The 21,085-nt window shown below is 69.2% G+C and carries 14 protein-coding genes, 1 tRNA gene and 1 pseudogene; 12 read left to right on the forward strand and 4 right to left on the reverse strand.

Annotated features, from left to right (window positions below; translation table 11 throughout):
* Positions 1-3 precede the first annotated feature (3 nt).
* Both AC1RQF_RS20875 and AC1RQF_RS20880 read left to right on the forward strand, forming a co-directional pair.
* Positions 4-1,194 (forward strand): annotated as a pseudogene (locus AC1RQF_RS20875) (CaiB/BaiF CoA transferase family protein); the annotation flags it as partial.
* A gap of 84 nt (positions 1,195-1,278) precedes the next feature.
* Positions 1,279-2,682, forward strand: a complete 1,404-nt coding sequence (locus AC1RQF_RS20880) for an MFS transporter (protein ID WP_492872870.1) — start codon at positions 1,279-1,281, stop codon at positions 2,680-2,682.
* Between the two features lie 69 nt (positions 2,683-2,751).
* Here AC1RQF_RS20880 and AC1RQF_RS20885 read toward each other — a convergent pair whose 3' ends face one another.
* Positions 2,752-3,027, reverse strand: a complete 276-nt coding sequence (locus tag AC1RQF_RS20885; RefSeq protein ID WP_252987070.1) for an oxidative damage protection protein — start codon at positions 3,025-3,027, stop codon at positions 2,752-2,754.
* 51 nt (positions 3,028-3,078) lie between these two features.
* Positions 3,079-4,437 carry an amino-acid N-acetyltransferase gene (gene argA, locus AC1RQF_RS20890; protein WP_274003927.1) on the reverse strand — a complete coding sequence of 453 codons (1,359 nt, stop codon included), beginning with the start codon at positions 4,435-4,437 and terminating at the stop codon, positions 3,079-3,081.
* A 23-nt stretch (positions 4,438-4,460) separates the two neighbouring features.
* On the opposite strand from argA, the gene hrpA reads away from it, so the two are divergent.
* The 5 genes from hrpA to AC1RQF_RS20915 all read left to right on the forward strand — a co-directional run bounded on the left by hrpA (position 4,461) and on the right by AC1RQF_RS20915 (position 12,446).
* The gene (hrpA, locus tag AC1RQF_RS20895; RefSeq protein WP_274003926.1) at positions 4,461-8,579 is read left to right on the forward strand and encodes an ATP-dependent RNA helicase HrpA; all 4,119 of its coding nucleotides are present in this window, start codon (positions 4,461-4,463) and stop codon (positions 8,577-8,579) included.
* An 86-nt stretch (positions 8,580-8,665) separates the two neighbouring features.
* Complete coding sequence (locus AC1RQF_RS20900; protein ID WP_274003925.1) at positions 8,666-9,658, forward strand: YVTN family beta-propeller repeat protein; 993 nt, start codon at positions 8,666-8,668, stop codon at positions 9,656-9,658.
* Positions 9,659-9,677: 19 nt separating this feature from the next.
* Positions 9,678-10,661: a sterol desaturase family protein gene (locus AC1RQF_RS20905; protein ID WP_274003923.1), complete on the forward strand. Its 984-nt coding sequence runs from the start codon at positions 9,678-9,680 to the stop codon at positions 10,659-10,661.
* Positions 10,662-10,795: 134 nt separating this feature from the next.
* Positions 10,796-11,617 (forward strand): EI24 domain-containing protein, encoded by an 822-nt coding sequence (locus AC1RQF_RS20910; RefSeq protein ID WP_492872871.1) that lies wholly within the window; start codon positions 10,796-10,798, stop codon positions 11,615-11,617.
* Positions 11,618-11,627: 10 nt separating this feature from the next.
* The gene (locus AC1RQF_RS20915) at positions 11,628-12,446 is read left to right on the forward strand and encodes a competence/damage-inducible protein A (RefSeq protein WP_274003920.1); all 819 of its coding nucleotides are present in this window, start codon (positions 11,628-11,630) and stop codon (positions 12,444-12,446) included.
* A 108-nt stretch (positions 12,447-12,554) separates the two neighbouring features.
* Here the strand turns inward: AC1RQF_RS20915 and AC1RQF_RS20920 are convergent, their stop codons facing one another.
* Positions 12,555-13,019 carry a rhodanese-like domain-containing protein gene (locus AC1RQF_RS20920; RefSeq protein ID WP_492872873.1) on the reverse strand — a complete coding sequence of 155 codons (465 nt, stop codon included), beginning with the start codon at positions 13,017-13,019 and terminating at the stop codon, positions 12,555-12,557.
* 406 nt (positions 13,020-13,425) lie between these two features.
* Here AC1RQF_RS20920 and glnA point away from each other — a divergent pair, with 406 nt between their 5' ends.
* From glnA to AC1RQF_RS20940, 4 genes are all read left to right on the forward strand, one after another.
* Positions 13,426-14,841 carry a type I glutamate--ammonia ligase gene (gene glnA / locus AC1RQF_RS20925; protein WP_252987528.1) on the forward strand — a complete coding sequence of 472 codons (1,416 nt, stop codon included), beginning with the start codon at positions 13,426-13,428 and terminating at the stop codon, positions 14,839-14,841.
* Positions 14,842-15,009: 168 nt separating this feature from the next.
* Complete coding sequence (gene glnL / locus AC1RQF_RS20930; RefSeq protein WP_274003916.1) at positions 15,010-16,152, forward strand: nitrogen regulation protein NR(II); 1,143 nt, start codon at positions 15,010-15,012, stop codon at positions 16,150-16,152.
* Positions 16,153-16,189: 37 nt separating this feature from the next.
* On the forward strand, positions 16,190-17,707 hold the full coding sequence (gene ntrC / locus AC1RQF_RS20935; protein WP_492872874.1) for a nitrogen regulation protein NR(I): 1,518 nt from the start codon (positions 16,190-16,192) through the stop codon (positions 17,705-17,707).
* A gap of 58 nt (positions 17,708-17,765) precedes the next feature.
* Complete coding sequence (locus tag AC1RQF_RS20940) at positions 17,766-19,856, forward strand: prolyl oligopeptidase family serine peptidase (RefSeq protein WP_492872875.1); 2,091 nt, start codon at positions 17,766-17,768, stop codon at positions 19,854-19,856.
* Between the two features lie 20 nt (positions 19,857-19,876).
* On the opposite strand, the gene xth is transcribed toward AC1RQF_RS20940, so the two are convergent.
* Positions 19,877-20,653: an exodeoxyribonuclease III gene (xth, locus tag AC1RQF_RS20945; RefSeq protein WP_274003912.1), complete on the reverse strand. Its 777-nt coding sequence runs from the start codon at positions 20,651-20,653 to the stop codon at positions 19,877-19,879.
* Positions 20,654-21,010: 357 nt separating this feature from the next.
* On the opposite strand from xth, the gene AC1RQF_RS20950 reads away from it, so the two are divergent.
* Positions 21,011-21,084 (forward strand) — tRNA-Met (locus AC1RQF_RS20950).
* Position 21,085: the final 1 nt, after the last annotated feature.

The following is a 21,085-nucleotide window of genomic DNA, read 5'->3' on the forward strand; positions in this document are numbered from 1 at the left end:
CCGCCCGGCGCGCTGGCGGGGCTGAAGGTGGTCGACCTGAGCCGCGTGCTCGGCGGCCCGTACTGCACGCAGGCGCTGGCCGACCACGGCGCCGACGTGATCAAGCTCGAACCGCCGGGCGGCGACGAGACGCGCGGCTGGGGGCCGCCGTTCCTCGACGACGCAGCGTGGTACTTCATGGGCGTGAACCGCAACAAGCGCGGGATCGCGGTCGATCTGTCGCAGGAGGCGGGGCGCGCGATCCTGTGGCGCCTGCTGGACGACGCCGACGTGCTGGTCGAGAACTTCAAGCCCGGCACGCTCGCGCGCTGGGGCATGGACTACGCACGCGATCTGCGGCCGCGGCTGCCGCGGCTGATCCATTGCGCGATCACGGGCTTCGGTCCGGACGGTCCGCTCGGCGGCTTGCCCGGCTACGACGCGGTGATCCAGGCGATGGCGGGCCTGATGAGCGTGAACGGCGAGCGTGACGGCCCGGCGACGCGCATCGGCTTGCCGATCGTCGACATGGTCACGGGGCTCAATGCGCTCGCGGGCATCCTGCTCGCGCTCGCGGAGCGTGCGCAGAGCGGCATGGGGCAATCGATCGACATCGCGCTGTACGACTGCGGCGTGTCCCTGCTGCATCCGCATCTGCCGAACCATTTCGGCTCGGGCGCCGTGCCGGCGCGCAGCGGCAATGCGCATCCGAACATCGCGCCGTACGACAGCTATCGCACCGCGACCGAGCCGCTGTTTCTCGCGGTCGGCAACGATCGCCAGTTCGCGCGCCTGTGCGCGCATCTCGGCGCGGCGGCGCTCGCGGACGATCCGCGCTTCGTCGACAACGCGCGCCGCTGCGCGCATCGCGTGGAACTGAAGGCGGCGCTCGAAGCGAGGCTGGCCGGGCAGCCGTGCGATGCGCTGGCGCGCGCGCTGATGGCGGAAGGGGTGCCGTGCGGCCCCGTGCGAACCGTCGATGCGGTCGCGCGCGATCCGCATACGCTGCATCGCGGGCTGCTGGTGGAACTGGGCCGTTATCGCGGCACGGCGTCGCCGATCCGGCTGTCGCGCACGCCCGCGACCTACCGCGATGCGCCGCCCGCGCTCGGTCGCGACACGCGCACGGTGCTCGACGGGCTCGGCATCGACGCCGCGACCCAGCGGCGCCTGTTCGACGCGGGCGTGCTGAAGGAGTCGGCCGTCGATCCATGACGGCGCCGCCGGCCGGCGGCGAACCGGCCCCCCCGGCAAGGCGCGCACCAGTCGCGCCACGCCCCCAGCAACCAGGAGACAAGCATGAACCCTCAGCACGAACCCCGCGCGCCGGGCAATTCCCCGCGCCGGGCCGCGATCGCCGCCTTCGTCGGCACGACCATCGAGTGGTACGACTTCTACATCTACGGCACGGCCGCGGCGCTCGTGTTCGGCAAGGTGTTCTTCTCGCCGCAGATGGCGCCGGGCGTCGCGACGCTGCTCGCGTTCGTCACGTTCTGGGCGGGTTTCGTCGCGCGGCCGATCGGCGGGATCGTGTTCGGCCACCTGGGCGACCGGGTCGGCCGCCGGCAGGCGCTCGTGATCACGCTGGTGATGATGGGGCTCGCGACGACCGCGATCGGCCTGTTGCCCGGCTACGACCGCATCGGCGCGTGGGCGCCCGTGTGTCTCGTGCTGCTGCGCGTGCTGCAGGGGATCGCGGTCGGCGGCGAGTGGGGCGGGGCGGTGCTGATCGCGAGCGAGAACGCGCCGCGCCACAAGAGCATTCTCTACGCGGCGTTCGCGCAGCAGGGTTCGCCCGCCGGCAACCTGCTGGCGACGGGCGCGTTCTTCGCGCTGAGCATGCTGCCGACGCCCATCTTCGTCGGCTGGGGCTGGCGTATCCCGTTCCTGCTGTCGGCGGTGCTGGTGATCGTCGGCATGGTGATCCGCCTCAAGCTCGTCGAATCGGCCGACATGCAGCGCGTGCTCAAGCGCAACCGCACGGTGAAGCTGCCGCTCGCCGAGGTGCTGCGGCACCACTGGCCGACCGTGCTGCTCGCGGCGGGCGCGCTGCCGGTGATTCACGTCACCTACTTCCGCAGCACCTTCGCGCTGTCCTGGGCAACCAAGGAGCTCGGCTATGCGCAGAGCACCTTCCTCGGCATGCTGGCGATCTCGATCATCGTGCAGTTCTGCGTGCAGCCGATCGGCGCGTGGCTCGTGTCGCGGGTCGACATGCGGCGCGCGATGTGCGCGATCCTGATTCCCGAGTGCGTGCTGATGCCCGTGATGTTCCACGCGATCGAAACCCGTTCCTATGCGATCGCGCTCGCGGGCATGGTGCTCTCGACGATTCCGTCGGCGATGTACTACGCGGCGGTGGGCGGCATGCTCGCCAGGGTGTTCCCGGTCAACGTGCGCTATACGGGGCTGTCGCTGTCCTACCAGCTGTGCTCGCTGCTGATCGGCGGCGGCACGCCGGTGCTCGCGCAGGCGCTGCTCAACGCGACGGGCGGCATCGGCGCGGTCGCGCTCGTGTCGGCGCTCTATGCGCTCGTGTCGCTCGCCTGCATGCTGGCGCTGCTCGCGCGCACCGGCCATCGCGCGAACGAACTGTCCACGGTGGAGCGGGCGGACGAGCTGGAACTGGAGCGGGAGCGGGAGCGGGAGGCGGCGCGGCCGCAGGGCACGGCCGGCGGGGCCAAGGGGCTGGAAGCCGGCTGAGCCGCCCGCCTGGGCGGGCCGCGGCGAGGGGGCGGGCAAGCGCGCGTCGCGCGCGGCCCGCCGGATCGGTCAGGCCTGGGGCGGCGGCACGAAGCCGGACGCCTGGTCCGCGCCTTCGCCGAAGAAATACTTCTCGGTCTGCTTCATCAGGTACTGGCGCGCGCGCGGGTCGGCCATGTTCAGGCGGTTCTCGTTGATCAGCATGGTCTGCTGCTTGAGCCAGCCCTGCCAGGCTTCCTTCGAGACGCTTTCATAAAGGCGCTTGCCGAGTTCGCCGGGCAGCGGCGGGAAATCGAGTCCCTCGGCTTCCTTGCCGAGCTTCGCGCATTGAATCATACGGGCCATCGTGTACTTCTCCTGTAATCGGACTGGGGGAGGGCGGGCGCTCGGCGCCGCTCAGAGCTGCTTCATCAGCACGAGCGACTTGCGCTGCCAGTTATAGAGTTTGCGGCGGTCTTCCGGCAGGTCGTCGACCGTGGCCTTGACGAAGCCGCGCTTGAGGAACCAGTGTTCGGTGCGGGTCGTCAGCACGAAGATGTGCGTGAGGCCGCGCGCGCGGGCGCGCTGCTCGACCCGCTTGAGGAGCCGCTCGCCGTCGCCCGAACCCTGCGCCTCGGGCGCGACGGTCAGGCAGGCCATCTCGCCGATCTTCTCGAGCGGATACGGATACAGCGCCGCGCAGCCGAACAGCACGCCATCGTGCTCGATCACCGAGAAGTGATCGATGTCGCGCTCGATCTGGTGGCGGCCGCGCCGCACCAGCGTGCCGTCCGTCTCCAGCGGCTCGATCAGGGTCAGGATGCCGCCGACGTCGTCCGGCGTCGCTTCGCGCAGGCTTTCGAGGTTCTCGTACGAGATCATCGTGCCCACGCCGTCGTGCAGGAACAGCTCCAGCAGCATGCTGCCGTCGAGCGCCTGCGGAATCAGGTGCGCCCGGGTCACGCCGCCGCGGCACGCGCGGATCGAATGGCGCAGGAAGAACGCGTCGTCGCCCTGCAGGTCGCCGGAGTCGAGCAGGTCGGCCGCCGCGTCGAGCGACATTTCGCGGACCAGCTCGCCCGTCTCGTCGACGATGCCGGGCGTCTCGGTCAGGAAGATGATCTTGTCGGCGCGCAGCGCGATCGCCGCCGCCGAGGCGACATCCTCCATCGACAGGTTGAACGCCTCCCCGGTCGGCGAGAAGCCGAGCGGCGACAGCAGCACCAGCTTGCGGCTCGCGAGCGAATGGCGGATCGACTCGGCGTCGATCTTGCGGACGATGCCGGTGTGCGCGAAGTCGACGCCGTCGAGGATCCCGACCGGGCGCGCGGTCACGAAGTTGCCGGACACCACGCTGATGTGCGCGTGCGCCATCGGCGTGTTCGGCAGGCCCTGGCTGATCGCCGCCTCGATGTCGAGACGCACTTCGCCGGCCGCTTCCTTCGCGGATTCGAGCGCGCGCGCGTCGGTGATGCGCAGGCCGTGCGAGAACGCCGACTCGACCCCGTGCAGGCTCAGCTGCTCCTCGACCTGCGGCCGCGAGCCGTGCACCAGCACGATCTGGATTCCCATCGCCTGCAGCAGCGCGATGTCGGACACCAGGGCGTTGAGGAGGCCCTGCTGCACGACTTCGCCGCCGAAACCGACCACGAACGTGCTGTTGCGGAACCTGTGGATATAGGGCGCGACGGAGCGCATCCAGTCGACGAACTGGGCGTGGCCGGCGGCGTCGTCGACGCCTGACTGGGCGGTGGGGAGGTCGGTTTGGGAATTCATGGGCGGGATTATAATGCGCCCCCATGTCGAATGTACCCAAAAGCCCCGCACAAAAGCGGGCAGATGCGCAGGCGGAGCCGCGCCCCGACGGCGCGCCGGCGCCGCGTGCGCGGCAGCCGCGCCCGCAGCCTCCTTCCGGTCAGACGCCGCGCGCCGCCCAGGCTCCGCGCGCGGCCCGTCCGAAGGCCGCGCCGAACCCGGTGCCGCCCATCACGTTTCCCGAGAGCCTGCCGGTTTCCGGCAAGCGCGACGAGATCGCGCAGGCGATCGCCGCCCACCAGGTCGTGATCGTCTGCGGCGAGACCGGCTCGGGCAAGACCACGCAGTTGCCGAAGATCTGCCTCGCGCTCGGCCGCGGCCTCGGCGCGGGCGGCGGCGGCCTGATCGGCCACACCCAGCCGCGCCGGCTCGCCGCGTCGTCCACCGGGCGGCGCATCGCCGAGGAGCTGGGCACGCCGTTCGGCGAGGTGGTCGGCTACAAGGTGCGCTTCACCGACAATCTCGCGCCGGGTGCGTCCGTCAAGCTCATGACCGACGGCATCCTGCTCGCCGAGACCCAGACAGATCCGCTGCTCAAGGCCTACGACACGCTGATCATCGACGAGGCGCACGAACGCAGCCTGAACATCGACTTCCTGCTGGGCTACCTGCGGCAGATCCTGCCCAGGCGGCCGGACCTGAAGCTGATCGTCACTTCGGCGACCATCGACGCCGACCGCTTCGCGCGCCATTTCGGCAGCGACGCGCGGCCCGCGCCGGTGATCGAGGTGAGCGGCCGCCTGTACCCGGTCGAGATGCGCTACCGGCCGATCGCGGAGGATCGCCCGGCCGCCGTGCGCCATGCCGAGGGCGCGGCGTCCGGCCGCGACCGCGTGAAGAGCGCGCGCGAGGCCGAGCGCGACCTGATGGACGGGATCGTCGACGCGGTCGACGAGCTGTGCCGCGAAGGCCCCGGCGACGTGCTGGTGTTCCTGCCCGGCGAGCGCGAGATCCGCGACGCGGCCGAGGCGCTGCGCAAGCACCACCCGCCGCACACCGAGATCCTGCCGCTGTTCGCGCGGCTGTCGGCGGCGGAGCAGGAGCGCGTGTTCAAGGCCTCGAACGCGCGCCGGATCGTGCTCGCGACCAACGTCGCCGAGACCTCGCTGACGGTGCCGGGGATCCGCTACGTGGTCGACACCGGCCTCGCGCGGGTCAAGCGTTATTCGTACCGGAACAAGGTCGAGCAGCTGCAGATCGAGTCGATTTCGCAGGCCGCCGCGAACCAGCGCGCGGGCCGTTGCGGCCGGGTGGCCGACGGCGTCTGCGTTCGCCTCTATGAAGAGAGCGATTTCCAGGCGCGGCAGCGCTTCACGGATCCGGAGATCCTGCGTTCGTCGCTGGCGGCCGTGATTCTGCGGATGAAGTCGCTGCATCTGTCGGCGATCGAGTCGTTCCCGTTCATCGAGCCGCCGCCCGGCCGCGCGATCGCCGACGGCTACCAACTGCTCAACGAGCTGGGCGCGGTCGACGACGACAACGCGCTGACGCCGCTCGGCCGCGAGCTGGCGCGCCTGCCGCTCGACCCGCGGGTCGGCCGGATGATCCTGGCCGCGCGCGACCAGCAGGCGCTGCGCGAGGTGCTGGTGATCGCGAGCGCGCTGTCGGTGCAGGATCCGCGCGATCGGCCGATCGAGGCGCAGGAGCAGGCCGACCAGGCGCACCGGCGCTTCGCGGACGAGCGCTCCGAGTTCCTGCAGTGGCTGCGGATCTGGGCGTGGTTCGAGGAGGCGGTGGCGCACAAGAAGTCGAACCGCCAGCTGATCGACGCATGCCGCCAGAATTTCCTGTCGCACGTGCGGCTGCGCGAGTGGCGCGACGTCCATTCGCAGCTCCTGACCGTGGTGCGCGAGCACGGCTGGCGCCTGAACGAGACCGAGGCGACCTTCGAGCAGATCCACCTCGCGCTGCTGACGGGCCTGCTCGGCAATCTCGGGCTGAAGGCGGACGACGAGCCGCACTACCTCGGCGCGCGCGGCATCAAGTTCTTCCTGTGGCCGGGTTCGGCGCTCGTCAAGAAGGCGGGGCGCTGGGTGATGGCGGCGGAACTGGTCGAGACGAGCCGCCTGTACGCGCGCTGCATCGCGAAGATCGAACCGGAGTGGGTCGAGAAGGTCGGCGCGCACCTGCTGAAGAAATCGCTGTCCGAGCCGCACTGGGAGAAACGGCCCGCGCAGGTGAGCGCGTTCGAGCGCGCGACGCTGTACGGGCTCACGATCTATCACCGGCGGCGGGTTGCGTTCGGCCGCCAGGATCCGGCCCGCGCGCGCGAGCTGTTCATCCGCGGCGCGCTCGTCGACGGCGAGTTCGACACCAAGCTCGCGTTCTTCGCGCACAACCGCAAGCTGCTCGCCGACATCGAGCAGCTCGAGCACAAGTCGCGCCGCCAGGACGTGCTGGTCGACGACGCGCTGATCCAGGCGTTCTACGACCAGGCGATCCCGGAGGGCATCCACACGGGCGCGGCGTTCGAGCGCTGGTATCGCGACGAGGTGAAGAAGAGCGGCCAGCCCGAGGACAGGCTGCGCCTGCTGTACCTGTCGCGCGACGACCTGATGCGCCACGAGGCGGCGGGCGTGACGACCGACCTGTTCCCGAAGCGGGCGACCATGGCCGGCGTCGAGATGACGCTCGGCTATCACTTCGAGCCGGGCTCGCCGCGCGACGGCGTGACGCTCGCGGTGCCGCTGTTCGCGCTGAACCAGGTCGACGCGCGCCGCGCCGAATGGCTGGTGCCGGGCATGCTGAAGGAGAAGGTGCAGCTGCTGCTCAAGTCGCTGCCGCAGAAGCTGCGCCGCCACTGCGTGCCGCTGCCCGAGTATGCGGCGGGTTTCGTCGAGCGCACGGCCGGCGCGCGCTTCGGCGCGGGCGGGCTGGTCGAGGTGCTGATCGCCGACGTGCGCGAGCAGACCCAGATCGCGATGAAGAGCGGCGACTTCAAGCTGGAGACGCTGCCCGCGCACCTGTTCATGAACTTCAAGGTGATCGACGAGCACGGCCGCCAGCTCGCGATGGGCCGCAATCTCGCGCAGCTGCGCGCCGAGCTGGGCGCGCAGGCGCAGCAGCATTTCCAGAAGATCGCGGCGAGCGCGACGCTCGCGCCGGCGGGCGAGGCGACGGCCGACGACGCGCCTGCGCCGGGCGCGCGGCCCGCGCGTGCGGCGCCGGGCAAGCCGACGGGGCCGCAGACCGCGCCGGCGGGCGGCGCGGCGACGCCCGGCGCGCCGGGCGCCGAGGCGGGTGCGACCGCACTTTACGAAAACCTGACGACCTGGAACTTCGGCAAGCTGCCCGAGCTGCTGGAGATCCGGCGGCGCGGCCAGACCTTGTTCGGTTATCCGGCGCTCGTCGATCGCGGCGCGCACTGCGACGTCGAGGTGTTCGATTCGCCGGAGGAGGCGGCGCGCATCCATCGCGCGGGGCTGCGGCGGTTGTTCTGGCTGCAGCTGCGCGAACCGATCAAGTTCCTGGAGAAGAACCTGCCGGGGCTGCGCGAGATGGCGATGCACTATATGGCGCTCGGCACCCAGGAGGCGCTGCGCGACCAGTTGATCGAGACCGCGCTCGACCGCGCCTGCCTGCAGGAGCCGCTGCCGGACGACGACGCGAGCTTCCATGCGCGCCGCGACGAGGGGCGCAGCCGCCTGAACCTGCTCGCGCAGGAGATCGCGCGCCTCGTCGGGCAGATCCTCGCCGAATACGCGGGGCTCGCGAAGAAGCTCGCACAGGCCAAGGCGTTCGGGGCGCCGCACGCGGACATGCAGGCGCAGCTCGGCGCGCTGATCGGCAAGCGCTTCGTGATCGACACGCCGTATCCTCAGCTCGCGCATTTCCCGCGCTACCTGAAGGGCATCGCGCTGCGGATCGACAAGCTGAAGGCCGATCCGGCCCGCGACGCGCGCCAGATGACCGACCTGCAGCCGCTCGCGCAGCACTACCAGCGCGCGGTGTCGCAGCGCGGCGGCGTCGCGGACGCGCGGCTCGCGGAGTTCCGCTGGCTGCTCGAGGAACTGCGTGTTTCTCTGTTCGCGCAGGAACTGCGCACGCCGATGCCGGTCTCTGTGAAGCGTCTGCACAAGGTCTGGGAATCGATGCAGCGTTGATGCAACCGGGGGCAGGGCGCCGCGCGTCAACCGGGCGGCGCCCCCGGACGTTCTACAATGACGGTTGTTCCACGACGTGAGTCTTCATGCGTACTCTTTTTTCCCTCGGCCGCGCGTGCGCGCTGGCCGCAGCAGTCCTGGCGCCCGTCGCCGCCTTCGCGAACAACGTGATCGTCCTGAATTCGGCCGAAGCGACGTTGTCCCTCATTGACCAGAACACACGCCAGGTGATCGGCACGATGCCGACCGGCAAGGAGCCGCATCACCTGATGGCGACGCCCGACAACGGCTCGCTGATCGTCGCGAATTCGGTTTCGAACAGCCTGATGTTCCTCGATCCGAAGACGGGCAAGCTGCAGCGCACCGTCGAGGGGATCGACGATCCGTACCAGCTCGGCTTCTCGCCCGATCGCAAGTGGTTCGTCGCGGCCGGGCTGCGGCTCGACCGGGTGGACATCTACAGCTACGACGGGCGCGACGTGAAGCTCGCGAAGCGCGTGCCGCTCGAGGTGATGCCGAGCCACCTGGCGTTCACGAAGGACAGCAAGACCGTGCTGGTGTCGCTGCAGGTGTCGGGCGAGCTGGCCGCGATCGACCTGGCCACGCAGACCGTCAAGTGGAAGATGAAGGTCGGCAAGGTGCCGGCCGGCCTGTGGATGACCCCGGGCGACAAGTACGTGCTGATCGGCATGACGGGCGCGGATTACGTCGCGGTGGTCGACTGGCGCAACCAGAAGGTCGTGAAGACGATCCCGACCGGCAAGGGCGCGCACAACTTCCGCTCGCTCGCCGACGGCACCCACGTCGCGGTCACGAACCGCGTGGCGAACACCATCAGCATCATCGACGAGAACACGCTGACCAATGTCGGCGACATCACGGGCCTCCTGCCGGGGCCGGACGACATGGAGCTGTCCGCCGACCGCAAGTCGCTGTGGGTCACGTTCCGCTTCGCGAAGAAGGTCGGGATCATCGACCTCGCGACCCGCAAGCTGGTGCAGACGATTCCCGTGGGGCGCTCCCCGCACGGCATCTACTTCTTCGATCGCGCGCCCGTGACGGCGCCGAACGGCGCCTGATGCACGCGGAGGGCGCAGCATGTTGCATATGATCGCCGCCGCGCTGGACGGCTTCGTGTCGAACCTGCAGACCTGGCTGTACGTCGACGTCGTGCAGCCGCTGATGTATCGCTTCGACCTGATGGACTACGACGAGGACACCTACGACGCGCTCTACTGGGTGATCGTCGGCGCGCTGCAGGTGGTCGTGATGTACGTGCTGCTGCGCCCGCTCGAGGCCTGGCGGCCGATCGAGGCCTGGCGCAACCGCAAGGAGGCGCGGGTCGACATCCTCTACACGCTGATCGCGAAGCTCGGGATCTTCAGCCTGTTCTTCTTCTTCGCGATGCAGCCGCTGTTCGACAACTTCCAGGCCTGGCTGCGCCTGAAGGGCGTCGCGAACTACAACCTCGATGCGCTGTGGCCGGGCGTCACCTCGCAGCCGATCGTGTCGTTCGCGATCTACCTGATCGTGCTCGACTTCGCCGGCTACTGGTATCACCGCTGGCAGCATCGCTTCGGCGTGTGGTGGGAACTGCACGCGGTGCATCACAGCCAGCGGCAGATGTCGCTGTGGGCCGACGATCGCAACCACTTGCTCGACGACGTGATCCAGGCGTGCTTCTTCGCGGTGATCGCGCTCGTGATCGGCGTGCCGCCGTCGCAGTACGTCGTGCTGACCGCGCTCACCAACTTCGCGCAGAGCATCCAGCACACCAACGCGAAGCTGCCGTTCGGCCGGCTCGGCGAGCGCCTGCTCGTGAGCCCGATCTTCCACCGGCGTCACCATGCGGTCGGCTACGGCCACGAGGGCACCAAGTACGGCTGCAACTTCGGCGTGCTGTTCCCGTGGTGGGACATGCTGTTCGGCACCGCGTCGTGGAACCGCACGGTCGAGCCGACCGGCATCCGCGCCCAGTACGAGGGCGTGTCGTACGGCGACGGCTTCTGGTCGCAGCACGGCCTCGCGTTCGTGCGCATCGCGAAGCGGCTCGCGCCGAAGAAGCGCGCGGCGTCCGCCTGACCCGCGCGGCGCGCGCCGGCCCCGCGCCGCTGCGCGCGGCAATCCCTGCCGCACCGCACGGCCTTTGGCGCGCGGGCGCGGCGTGGTTTATCCTTTCTGCGCATGTCCCGATTTCCCCTTTCTGACAGGCCCGCATGAACGACCTGCTGCGCTCTTTCGGCCGAGCGCTCGCGAGTGCGCTGCACCCGCGGATGCTCTGGCTCACCTTCATGCCGTTTATCGTCGCCGCGGTGTTCTGGGGCGTCGTGCTGTGGTTCGCTTGGCAGCCGCTGATCGACGGCGCCCGCGCGGTGCTCGACGGCTTCGCGCTCACCGCGCTGCTGTACCGGTTGTTCAATGCGATCGGCGCGCCGCAGCTGCAGGCGGTGGTCGCGCCGTTCGTGGTCGTCGCGGCGACGATTCCGCTGATCGTGCTGACGGTGCTGACCTTGATCGCGACGCTGTCGATGCCGGTCGTCGTCACCCACCTGTCGAAGCGGCAGTTCGCGGCGCTCGAGATGAAGCGGGGCGGCACCTGGTACGGCAGCGTGTTCAATTCGCTGGGGGCCGCGCTCGCAAGCCTCGTGCTCCTGATCGTCACCTTGCCGCTGTGGCTGATTCCGCCGTTCTTCGCGCTGCTGCCGCCCGTGATCTGGGGCTGGCTCACCTATCGCGTGATGACCTACGACGCGCTCGCGCTGCACGCGAGCAGCGACGAGCGGCGCGCGCTGCTGCGCCGCCATCGCTGGCCGCTGATCGGCATCGGCGTCGCGAGCGGGCTGCTCGGCACCGTGCCGACGTTCATCTGGGTGTCGTCGATCTGGATGATGGTGCTGTTTCCGTTCGTCGCGGCGGCGATGATCTGGGTGTACGCGTTCATCCTGGTGTTTTCCGCGCTGTGGTTCGGCTTCTACTGCCTGCGCGCGCTGCAGGACCAGCGCGCGCAGGCCGCCGCCGGACCTTCCCTTTCGACCTGACGAGGCACGCATGACCATCGGCATCATCATCATCGGCGACGAAATCCTGTCCGGTCGCCGCCATGACAAGCACCTGGCGAAGCTCATCGAACTGCTCGCCGCGCGCGGGCTCGCGCTGGGCTGGGCCGAATACGTCGGCGACGATCCGGCGCGCATCACCGCGACGCTACGCCGCGCGTTCGAGGCGGGCGACCTCGTGTTCTCGACGGGCGGCATCGGCGCGACCCCGGACGATCACACGCGCCAGTGCGCGGCCGCCGCGCTCGACGTGCCGCTGGAGCTGCATCCGGAGGCGCGCGTGCTGATCGAGGCGCGGATCCGCGAGATGCACGCCGATGCGGCGACGCCGCCCGATTTCGACTCGGCGGAGAACCAGCATCGTCTGAACATGGGCGTGTTTCCGCGCGGCGCGTCGATCATTCCGAACGGCTACAACCGGATTCCGGGTTTTTCGGTGGGCGAGGTGCATTTCGTGCCGGGCTTCCCGGTGATGGCGTGGCCGATGATCGAATGGGTGCTCGACACGAAGTACGCGCACCTGCATCACGCCACCCCGCATGCGGAGCGTTCGCTGTACGTGTTCGAGCTGCCCGAGTCGACGCTGACGCCGCTGATGGAGCGGATCGAACGGGATTTTCCCGGCGTGCGCGTGTTCAGTCTGCCGAGCGTCGGCGATGCGGAGCGCGGCGGCATCTACGCGCGCCGGCACATCGACCTGGGCGTGAAAGGGGAGCCCGAGGCGGTGGCGGCCGCCTATGTGAAGCTGCGCGAAGGCGTGCACCAGCTGGGCGGCGACATCGTCGAGCCGGAACCGCCGGTGGCCGGCTGAACGGCCGGTGCAGGGCGGCCGGCCGCCCCGGATGCGAGACGGGCCGCCCCAGGGCGGCCCGTTCATCATGGCGTCATCGCCTGGACGGACGATGAGGCGCCGCGCATGTCATGCGCCGATCCAAGGCAGCTTGTGGTAGCACCAGCCCTCGACCGTCTTCCGATGTCCCTGGCCGTCTTTCGCGCCCTCGAAGCCCTCCAGCAGGTCGAAGGCCTTGACGAAGCCCGCCTGCGCGGCGGCGACCGCGGCCAGCTTCGAACGCGCCGCGCTGCGGCACAGGAACAGCACCGGCGTCTCCGGCGTGACCGCCGCCTGCAGCTGCGCGAGGAATTCCGGGTTCGGCACGCCGCCCGGATAGCGCGTCCATTCGAGGTGCACGTACTGGCCGTCGCCGATGAGCGGGCGGCCGACCCAATCCAGTTCCGCGCGCGTGCGCACGTCGACGAGGCGGGCGCCCGGTTCGAGCTGCAGCAGCTCGAACGCCTCGGCGGGCGACAGCGCGCCCGCGTAATTCAGCTGGTTCGCCGTGCGGCGCTGCTCGGCATGCGCATACAGCTGTTCAAGCGTACTCATGGCGGGAGGTCTCCTGCGAGTCAAAAAAGCATTCTAGCGCGTCGCGCCGTGCGCGATGCCCGGCGTCCGTCCGGACCGGCCGGATGCCCGAATCTCACCAAGATGGTGCAAAATAGCGCGTTGGCACCAAATCGGGGCTCGCCATGGAAGGGGGTCGATGGCGCGCACCGGATGGGTGCGCCGAATGGGCGGCCCGTCGGCCGCAAGCCCCGAAAGCGCGCGCCGCGCCCCTTGTCCGGACGCGGGCCGGCACGCGTCGCGCCGATCTGGCGCATGCATGGCACGGAAGCTGCTATACAAGTTCCAGTCGAATCGGTTGTACGCGGCACATCGCACGCTGCGCCGAGCAGCTCGCTTAACGAGGCGGTCCCAGTCCGCCGAATTTGTTCAATCAGGAGAAGAGGTTATGAGTAAAACCGTCGCCGACGTCATGCAGCTCGTGAAGGACGAGGACGTCAAGTTTGTCGATTTCCGCTTCACCGATACGCGCGGCAAGGAACAGCACGTGTCGGTGCCGGTGTCGGCGTTTGACGAAGACAAGTTCGAAAGCGGTCATGCGTTCGACGGCTCGTCGATCGCAGGCTGGAAGGGCATCGAAGCGTCGGACATGCTGCTCATGCCGGATCCGAACGCGGCGTTCGTCGACCCGTTCTACGAGGAATCGACGCTCGTGCTGACCTGCGACGTGGTCGAGCCGGCGGACGGCAAGGGCTACGAGCGCGATCCGCGTTCGCTCGCGAAGCGCGCGGAAGCCTACCTGAAGAGCACGGGCATCGGCGACACCGCGTACTTCGGTCCGGAGCCGGAATTCTTCATCTTCGATTCGGTGCAGTGGAATACCGACATGTCGGGCTGCTTCGTGAAGATCAATTCGGAAGAAGCGCCGTGGTCGTCGGGCAAGGAATTCGAAGGCGGCAACACCGGCCACCGTCCGGGCGTGAAGGGCGGCTATTTCCCGGTCGCGCCGGTCGATGCGTTCCAGGACATGCGTTCGGAAATGTGTCTGCTGCTCGAACAGATCGGCATCCCGGTCGAGGTGCACCACCACGAGGTGGCGGGCCAGGGCCAGAACGAGATCGGCACGAAGTTCTCGACGCTGGTCGAGCGCGCCGACTGGACGCAATGGTCGAAGTACATCATCCATAACGTCGCGCACTCGTACGGCAAGACGGCGACCTTCATGCCGAAGCCCGTCGTCGGCGACAACGGCTCGGGCATGCACGTGCACCAGTCGATCTGGAAGGACGGCCAGAACCTGTTCGCGGGCAACGGCTACGCCGGCCTGTCGGAACTCGCGCTGTTCTACATCGGCGGGATCATCAAGCACGCGCGCGCGCTGAACGCGATCACGAACCCGACGACCAACTCGTACAAGCGCCTCGTGCCGCACTTCGAGGCGCCCGTGAAGCTCGCGTACTCCGCGCGCAACCGCTCGGCGTCGATCCGCATTCCGCACGTGTCGAACCCGAAGGGCCGCCGCATCGAGACGCGCTTCCCGGACCCGATGGCGAACCCGTACCTGTGCTTCACGGCGCTGATGATGGCGGGTCTCGACGGCATCCAGAACAAGATCCATCCGGGCGAAGCCGCCGACAAGAACCTGTACGACCTGCCGCCGGAAGAGGATGCCAAGATCCCGACCGTGTGCGCAGGCCTCGACCAGGCGCTCGAGGCGCTCGACAAGGATCGCGAGTTCCTGACGCGCGGCGGTGTGTTCACGGACGCCATGATCGATGCGTACCTGGGCCTCAAGGAACAGGAGCTGGCGAAGTTCCGCATGACGACGCACCCGATCGAGTTCGAGATGTACTACTCGCTGTAAGCGGCGATGGCGCTTCGTCACCTCAGCGCACGAAGCGCCGCGTCGCCGGCGCGTGTCCGCGGCACGGTTCCACGGGCGCGCGCCGCGGCTTGACAAGGGGACGGCGTCCAGCCGTCCCTTTTTTGTTCGCCGGCCAGGACATAATTTTTGACACGGCATCCAAGCAAGATGGTTCTGAAGAATCTGATCAAGGCCCGGGCCGGCCAGCCGGAGCGTCTGTCGGACGACGACCGGCTGGTGCGCTCCGGGCTCCTGACGGGACTGGAAGCGCTGCCGACCGTCGTGCTGGTGCTCGACCGCCGCACGCTGCGGATCGCGTTCGCGAATCCGTCGGCCGAGGCGATGCTCGACATCTCGCGGCGGCAGCTCGCGCAGAAGCCGTGGGGCGAGATTTTTCCGAACGCGGGCGAGCTGGCGACCACCATCACCGCGATCGGCGAGGAGCGTTTTCACGCGACCCACCTCGACACCGTGCTCGATCGGCCGGGGCGCGAGCCGCTGCACGTGCATGCGATCGTCGGCTTCCTGGAGGGCGCGCAGGACTACGTGCTCGTCGAGCTGTTCGAGAACGAACGGCAGTCGCGCACCGACCGCGAGGAACGGATCCACGACCTCACGGCGGTCAACAAGCAGCTGATCCGCAATCTCGCGCATGAGATCAAGAATCCGCTCGGCGGCATCCGCGGCGCGGCGCAGCTGCTCGAATTCGAGCTGAGCGAGCGCGAGCGCGGCGAGCTGCGCGAGTACACGCAGGTCATCATCAAGGAATCGGACCGGCTGCAGACGCTGGTCGACCGGCTGCTGGAGCCGCACCGACATCCGCACATCGTCGGCGATGTGAACATCCACGAGGTGTGCGAGCGCGTGCGCGCGGTGATGCTCGCGGAATTCCCGCGCGGGCTCACGATCGAGCGCGACTACGACGTCAGCGTGCCCGACTTGCGCGGCGACAAGGAGCAACTGATCCAGGCGCTGCTGAACATCGTGCGCAACGCGGCGCAGGCGCTGCGCGAGCGGATCGCGCAGGGCGACGCGCGCATCGAGCTGCGCACCCGCGTCGCGCGCAAGGTGACGATCGCGAAGCGCCTGTACCGGCTCGCGCTGGACCTGCGCGTGATCGACAACGGCCCGGGGATTCCCGAGGACATCCGCGACCGGGTGTTCTATCCGCTCGTGTCCGGGCGCGAGGACGGCAGCGGGCTCGGGCTCACGCTCGCGCAGACCTTCGTTCAGCAGCACGACGGCGTGATCGAGGCGGAGAGCCGCCCGGGGCGCACCGAATTTCAGATTCTGCTGCCGCTCGACCATTGAGCGGCGGCCCAGATTCCCCCATCCTTTTGACCGACCTATGAAGCCGATCTGGATAGTAGACGACGACCAATCGATCCGCTGGGTGCTCGAAAAGGCGCTTGCGCGGGAGAGCTTCGCGACGCGCAGCTTCGCCAACGTGCGCGACGCGCTGCATGCGTTCGACCAGGAAACGCCGCAGGTGCTGGTGTCCGACATCCGGATGCCGGGCGGCTCCGGGCTCGAACTGCTGCAGGCGGTGCGCGAGCGGCTGCCGGCGCTGCCGGTGATCATCATGACCGCGTTCTCGGACCTCGACAGCGCGGTGGCGGCGTTCCAGGGCGGCGCGTTCGAGTATCTGGCGAAACCGTTCGACGTCGACAAGGCGGTCGAGCTGATCCGGCGCGCGGTCGAGGAGAGCCTGCGCGCGGGCGTGCCCGACGACGATCGGCCCGCCGAGGCGCCCGAGATGCTGGGCCAGGCGCCCGCGATGCAGGACATGTTCCGCGCGATCGGCCGGCTGTCGCATTCGGCCGCGACCGTGCTGATCACGGGCGAGTCGGGCACCGGCAAGGAGCTGGTCGCACGCGCGCTGCATCGGCACAGCCCGCGAGCGAGCGGGCCGTTCATCGCGCTCAACACCGCGGCGATCCCGAAGGATCTGCTCGAATCCGAACTGTTCGGCCACGAGCGCGGCGCGTTCACGGGCGCGCAGACGACGCGCCAGGGCCGTTTCGAGCAGGCGGAGAACGGCACGCTGTTCCTCGACGAAATCGGCGACATGCCGTTCGATCTGCAGACGCGTCTGTTGCGCGTGCTGTCGGACGGCCAGTTCTACCGGGTCGGCGGACACAATCCCTTGCGCGCAAACGTGCGCGTGATCGCCGCGACCCACCAGAATCTCGAGGCGCGGGTGCGGCAGGGCCTGTTCCGCGAGGATCTCTACCATCGGCTCAACGTGATCCGCCTGCGCTTGCCGGCGCTGCGCGAGCGCAGCGAGGACATCCCGCTGCTGATGCGTCACTTCCTGCAGAAGAGCGCGCGTGATCTCGGCGTCGAGCCGAAGCGCGTGTCGGACGAGGCGCTGCTCCACCTGAGTTCGCTGCCGTTCCCGGGCAACGTGCGGCAGCTCGAGAATCTCACGAACTGGCTGACCGTGATGGCGCCCGCGCAGACGGTCGAGATCAAGGACCTGCCGCCCGATTTGATGCCGGTGTACGCGTCCGGCGACGGGTTCGCGATGTCCGGCGCGGGCGCCCCCGCGCTGGCGACGCCGGGCGCGCCCGCGCACGGCGAGTTGCCCGGCGCGGCGCACGCGATGGTCGTGGGGGATGCGTCCGTGAACGGCGCGGCGCCGGGCCATCCGGTATGGGAGCATGGCCTGCGCACCGAGGTGGCGCGCCTGTTGCGCGAGAACTCGGCCGATGTGATGGATGCGCTCGCGCGTCGCTTCGAGGCCGCGGTGATCCGCGAGGCGCTCGACTTCACGCGCGGACGCAAGGTCGAGGCCGCCGAGCGGCTCGGCATCGGCCGCAACACCATCACGCGCAAGATCCAGGAGCTGCGTCTCGAATCGTGAGACGCGACGGCCGCACGGAGCCGGGCATAATCGGGGTTTGACGCAACCCGATACCACGATGTCCGCTTCCTCCGTGTGGCCGGCGACGCCCGACCCCTTCCTGTTCCTCGAAGACCTCGACAGCCCGCGCGCCCGCGAATGGGTCGACGCGCAGAATGCGCGCACCCGCGCGGCGTGGCGCGACGGCGCGGCATGGCGCGCGCTGGCCGACCGCCTCGCGCGCGCCTATCTGCCGCGCGACGCGCCGGTGATTCCGGAGCGCTGGCAGTCGTGGGCCTATGACCTGCTGCAGGACGACCGCCATCCGAAAGGCGTGTGGCGGCGCGCGCCGTGGGCGGACTGGCGCGCCGGCGCGCCCGTGTGGGAGACGCTGCTCGACATCGATGCGCTGGGCGAGGAAGAGGGCGAGCCGTGGGTGTTCGAGGGGCACGCGATCCTGTATCCCGACGGCGGCCGCGCGCTGCTGTCGTTGTCGCCGGGCGGCTCGGATGCGGTCGTCGTGCGCGAGTTCGATCTGACGCAGCGCCGTTTCGTGGCCGACGGCTTCACGATCGACACCCCGGGCCATCACACGCTCGACTGGATCGATCGCGATACGGTTTACGCGAGCTGGGATCGCGGCGACGCGTCGCTCACGCGTTCCGGCTATCCGTTCGAGGTGCGGCGCTGGGCCCGCGGCGCGGCGCTCGCGCAGGCGCCCGTGGTGTTCCGCGGCGAGTACGAGGACATCTCGGCCGGCGCGAGCTTCGATCCGGTCGACGCGCGGCACGTGGCATGGCGCAGCGTCGATTTCTTCGACGTGCATACCTATCGGCTCGACGCCGACGGCGCGTGGGCGCGCTACGACGTGCCGTCGCACGTCGGGATCGGCCATTGGCGCGGCTGGCTCGTGTTCGAGCCGCGTCTCGACTGGACCTGCGGCGGCGTGCGCCATCCGGGCGGCGCGCTGCTCGCGATCCGCGAGGACGCGTTCCTCGCGGGCGCGCGCGACTGCTTCACGCTGTTCTCGCCGAGCGCATCGACCTCGGCCTGCACCTGGACCGCGACGCGCCACTACCTGCTCGCGAGCTGGCTCGACGACGTCGACAGCCGCACCGAGCTGTGGCAGCCGCTGTGCGACGACGCGGGCGGCTGGTCGTGGCGATCGCGGCCGTTCGACGGCCCGGCGGGCGCGCAGATCGGCGTCGAGCCGATCGAGTCGCTGCTGAACGACGAAGTTTATGTCGACATCGACACCTATCTGAATCCGCCCGAATGCTGGCTTGCCGATCTCGCGGACGATGCGCCCGCGCGGCGCGTGCTGCTCGACCGGCCGCCCGTGCAATTCGACGCGGCCGGGCTCGTGGTGCGGCGCGCGCATGCGCGCTCGCGCGACGGCACGCCGGTGCCGTATACGCTGATCGGCCCGCGCGACGCGCTGGAGGGCGCGGCGCGCACCGCGCGGCCGTGTCTCCTGGCCGGCTACGGCGGCTTCGCGCTGCCGAATCTCGCGGCCTACAGCGACGGTCTCGGGATCGGCTGGCTCGAGCAGGGCGGCGTTGCGGTGTTCGCGCACATCCGGGGCGGCGGCGAGTTCGGTCCGGACTGGCATCTCGACGCGCAGCGCGAGCACCGTCAATGCGCGTTCGACGATTTCATCGCGATCGCCGAGCAACTGATCGCGGACGGCGTGACGACGGCCGCGCAGCTCGGCATCGAGGGCGGCAGCAACGGCGGGCTGCTGGTGGGGGCCTGCATGGTGCAGCGGCCCGAGCTGTTCGGCGCGGTGCTGTGCCAGGTGCCGCTGCTCGACATGCAGCGCTATCCGCTGCTGCACGCGGGGTCGGCGTGGCTCGACGAGTATGGCGACCCGGACGATCCGGACGAGGCGGCCGCGCTTGCCGCGTACTCGCCGTATCACCGGGTCGCGGCGGGCGTCGCGTATCCGCCGCTGCTGCTCACGACCTCGACGCGCGACGACCGCGTGCATCCGGCGCACGCGCGCAAGATGGCCGCGCGCATGCGGGCGCAGGGGCACGAGCGGGTGTGGTACTGGGAGAACACCGACGGCGGGCACGGCAGCGCCGACGATCTCGCGCGGGCGGAGGACAACGCGGCCGAGTTCGGCTTCCTGTGGGCGCAGCTGGGGCCCGCCGCGCCGCGCGTCTGACGCGGCGCGCGGGCGCGCACTTACTCGACGAGCGCGAACACGGGGGTGTGGTCGGACGGCTGTTCCCAGGTGCGCGGCACGCGATCGATCTCGCACGCGGTGCAGGTCGCGGCCAGCGCCGGCGACAGCAGGATGTGGTCGATCCGCAGCCCCGCGTTGCGGCGGAACCCGAACATCCGGTAGTCCCACCAGCTGAAGCTCTTGTCCGGCTGCTCGAAGCGCCGGAATGCATCGACGAAGCCCTGTTCGAGGAGCTTCGCGAAATGTGCGCGCTCCTGCGGCGACACGAGATTCTGGCCTTCCCACTTGGCCGGGTCGTGCACGTCGCGATCCTCGGGGGCGATGTTGTAGTCGCCCAGCAGCGCGAGTTTCGGATGGCGCTGCAGTTCGCCGGCGAGCCAGGTCTGCAGCGCATCGAGCCATTGCAGCTTGTAGACGAACTTGTCGGAGTCGAGTGCCTGGCCGTTCGGGAAGTAGGCGGAGATGATGCGCACGCCGCCGACCGTGACGGCGATCACGCGCTGCTGCGGATCCTCGAAGCCGGGGATGTTGCGCACGACGTCGGATTCGTCGAACGGCAGCGAATCGCGCGCGATGATCGCAACGCCGTTGTAGGTCTTCTGGCCGGCGAACCAGCTGCGATAACCGGCGGCTTCCAGTTCCTCGCGCGGGTATTTCTCGTCGGGCAGCTTCAGTTCCTGCAGGCACAGCACGTCGGTCTGGCTTTGCGCGAGCCAGTCGAGCACGTGCTGCTTGCGTACGTTCAGGGAGTTGACGTTCCAGGTGGCGATTTTCACGATATTCGATTCCTTGCCGGAGAGAGCGTGGCGCGCGACGTGGATCGGCAGCCGCATCGAGGCTGTCGCGCCGCGCACGGCTGCGACGCCGGCGGACGTGGCGCCGCGCGCAATCCACGAGCGTTGACGAGCCGCAGTGTACCAGCGCGTCGCGCGGCGGGCGGCGGTTCCGTCCGCGCGGGACGGTAGGGCTGGCGGGGATCTGCGTCGCGATCATGCATGCTGCTTTCGTTCGTGGGGGAGAAGGGATTCGAGCGAGGCGCGATGGTCGGCCGTGAGCGTGCGGTCATGTTTTCATGGCACGTCGATGAAAATTTGATGTTTCCGCTTAAAAGAGGTATAGTCTTGTTTCTCTGACGCGGGGTGGAGCAGTCTGGCAGCTCGTCGGGCTCATAACCCGAAGGTCACAGGTTCAAATCCTGTCCCCGCAAC

Source organism: Burkholderia sp. GW821-FHT14F03 (genome assembly GCF_058803765.1).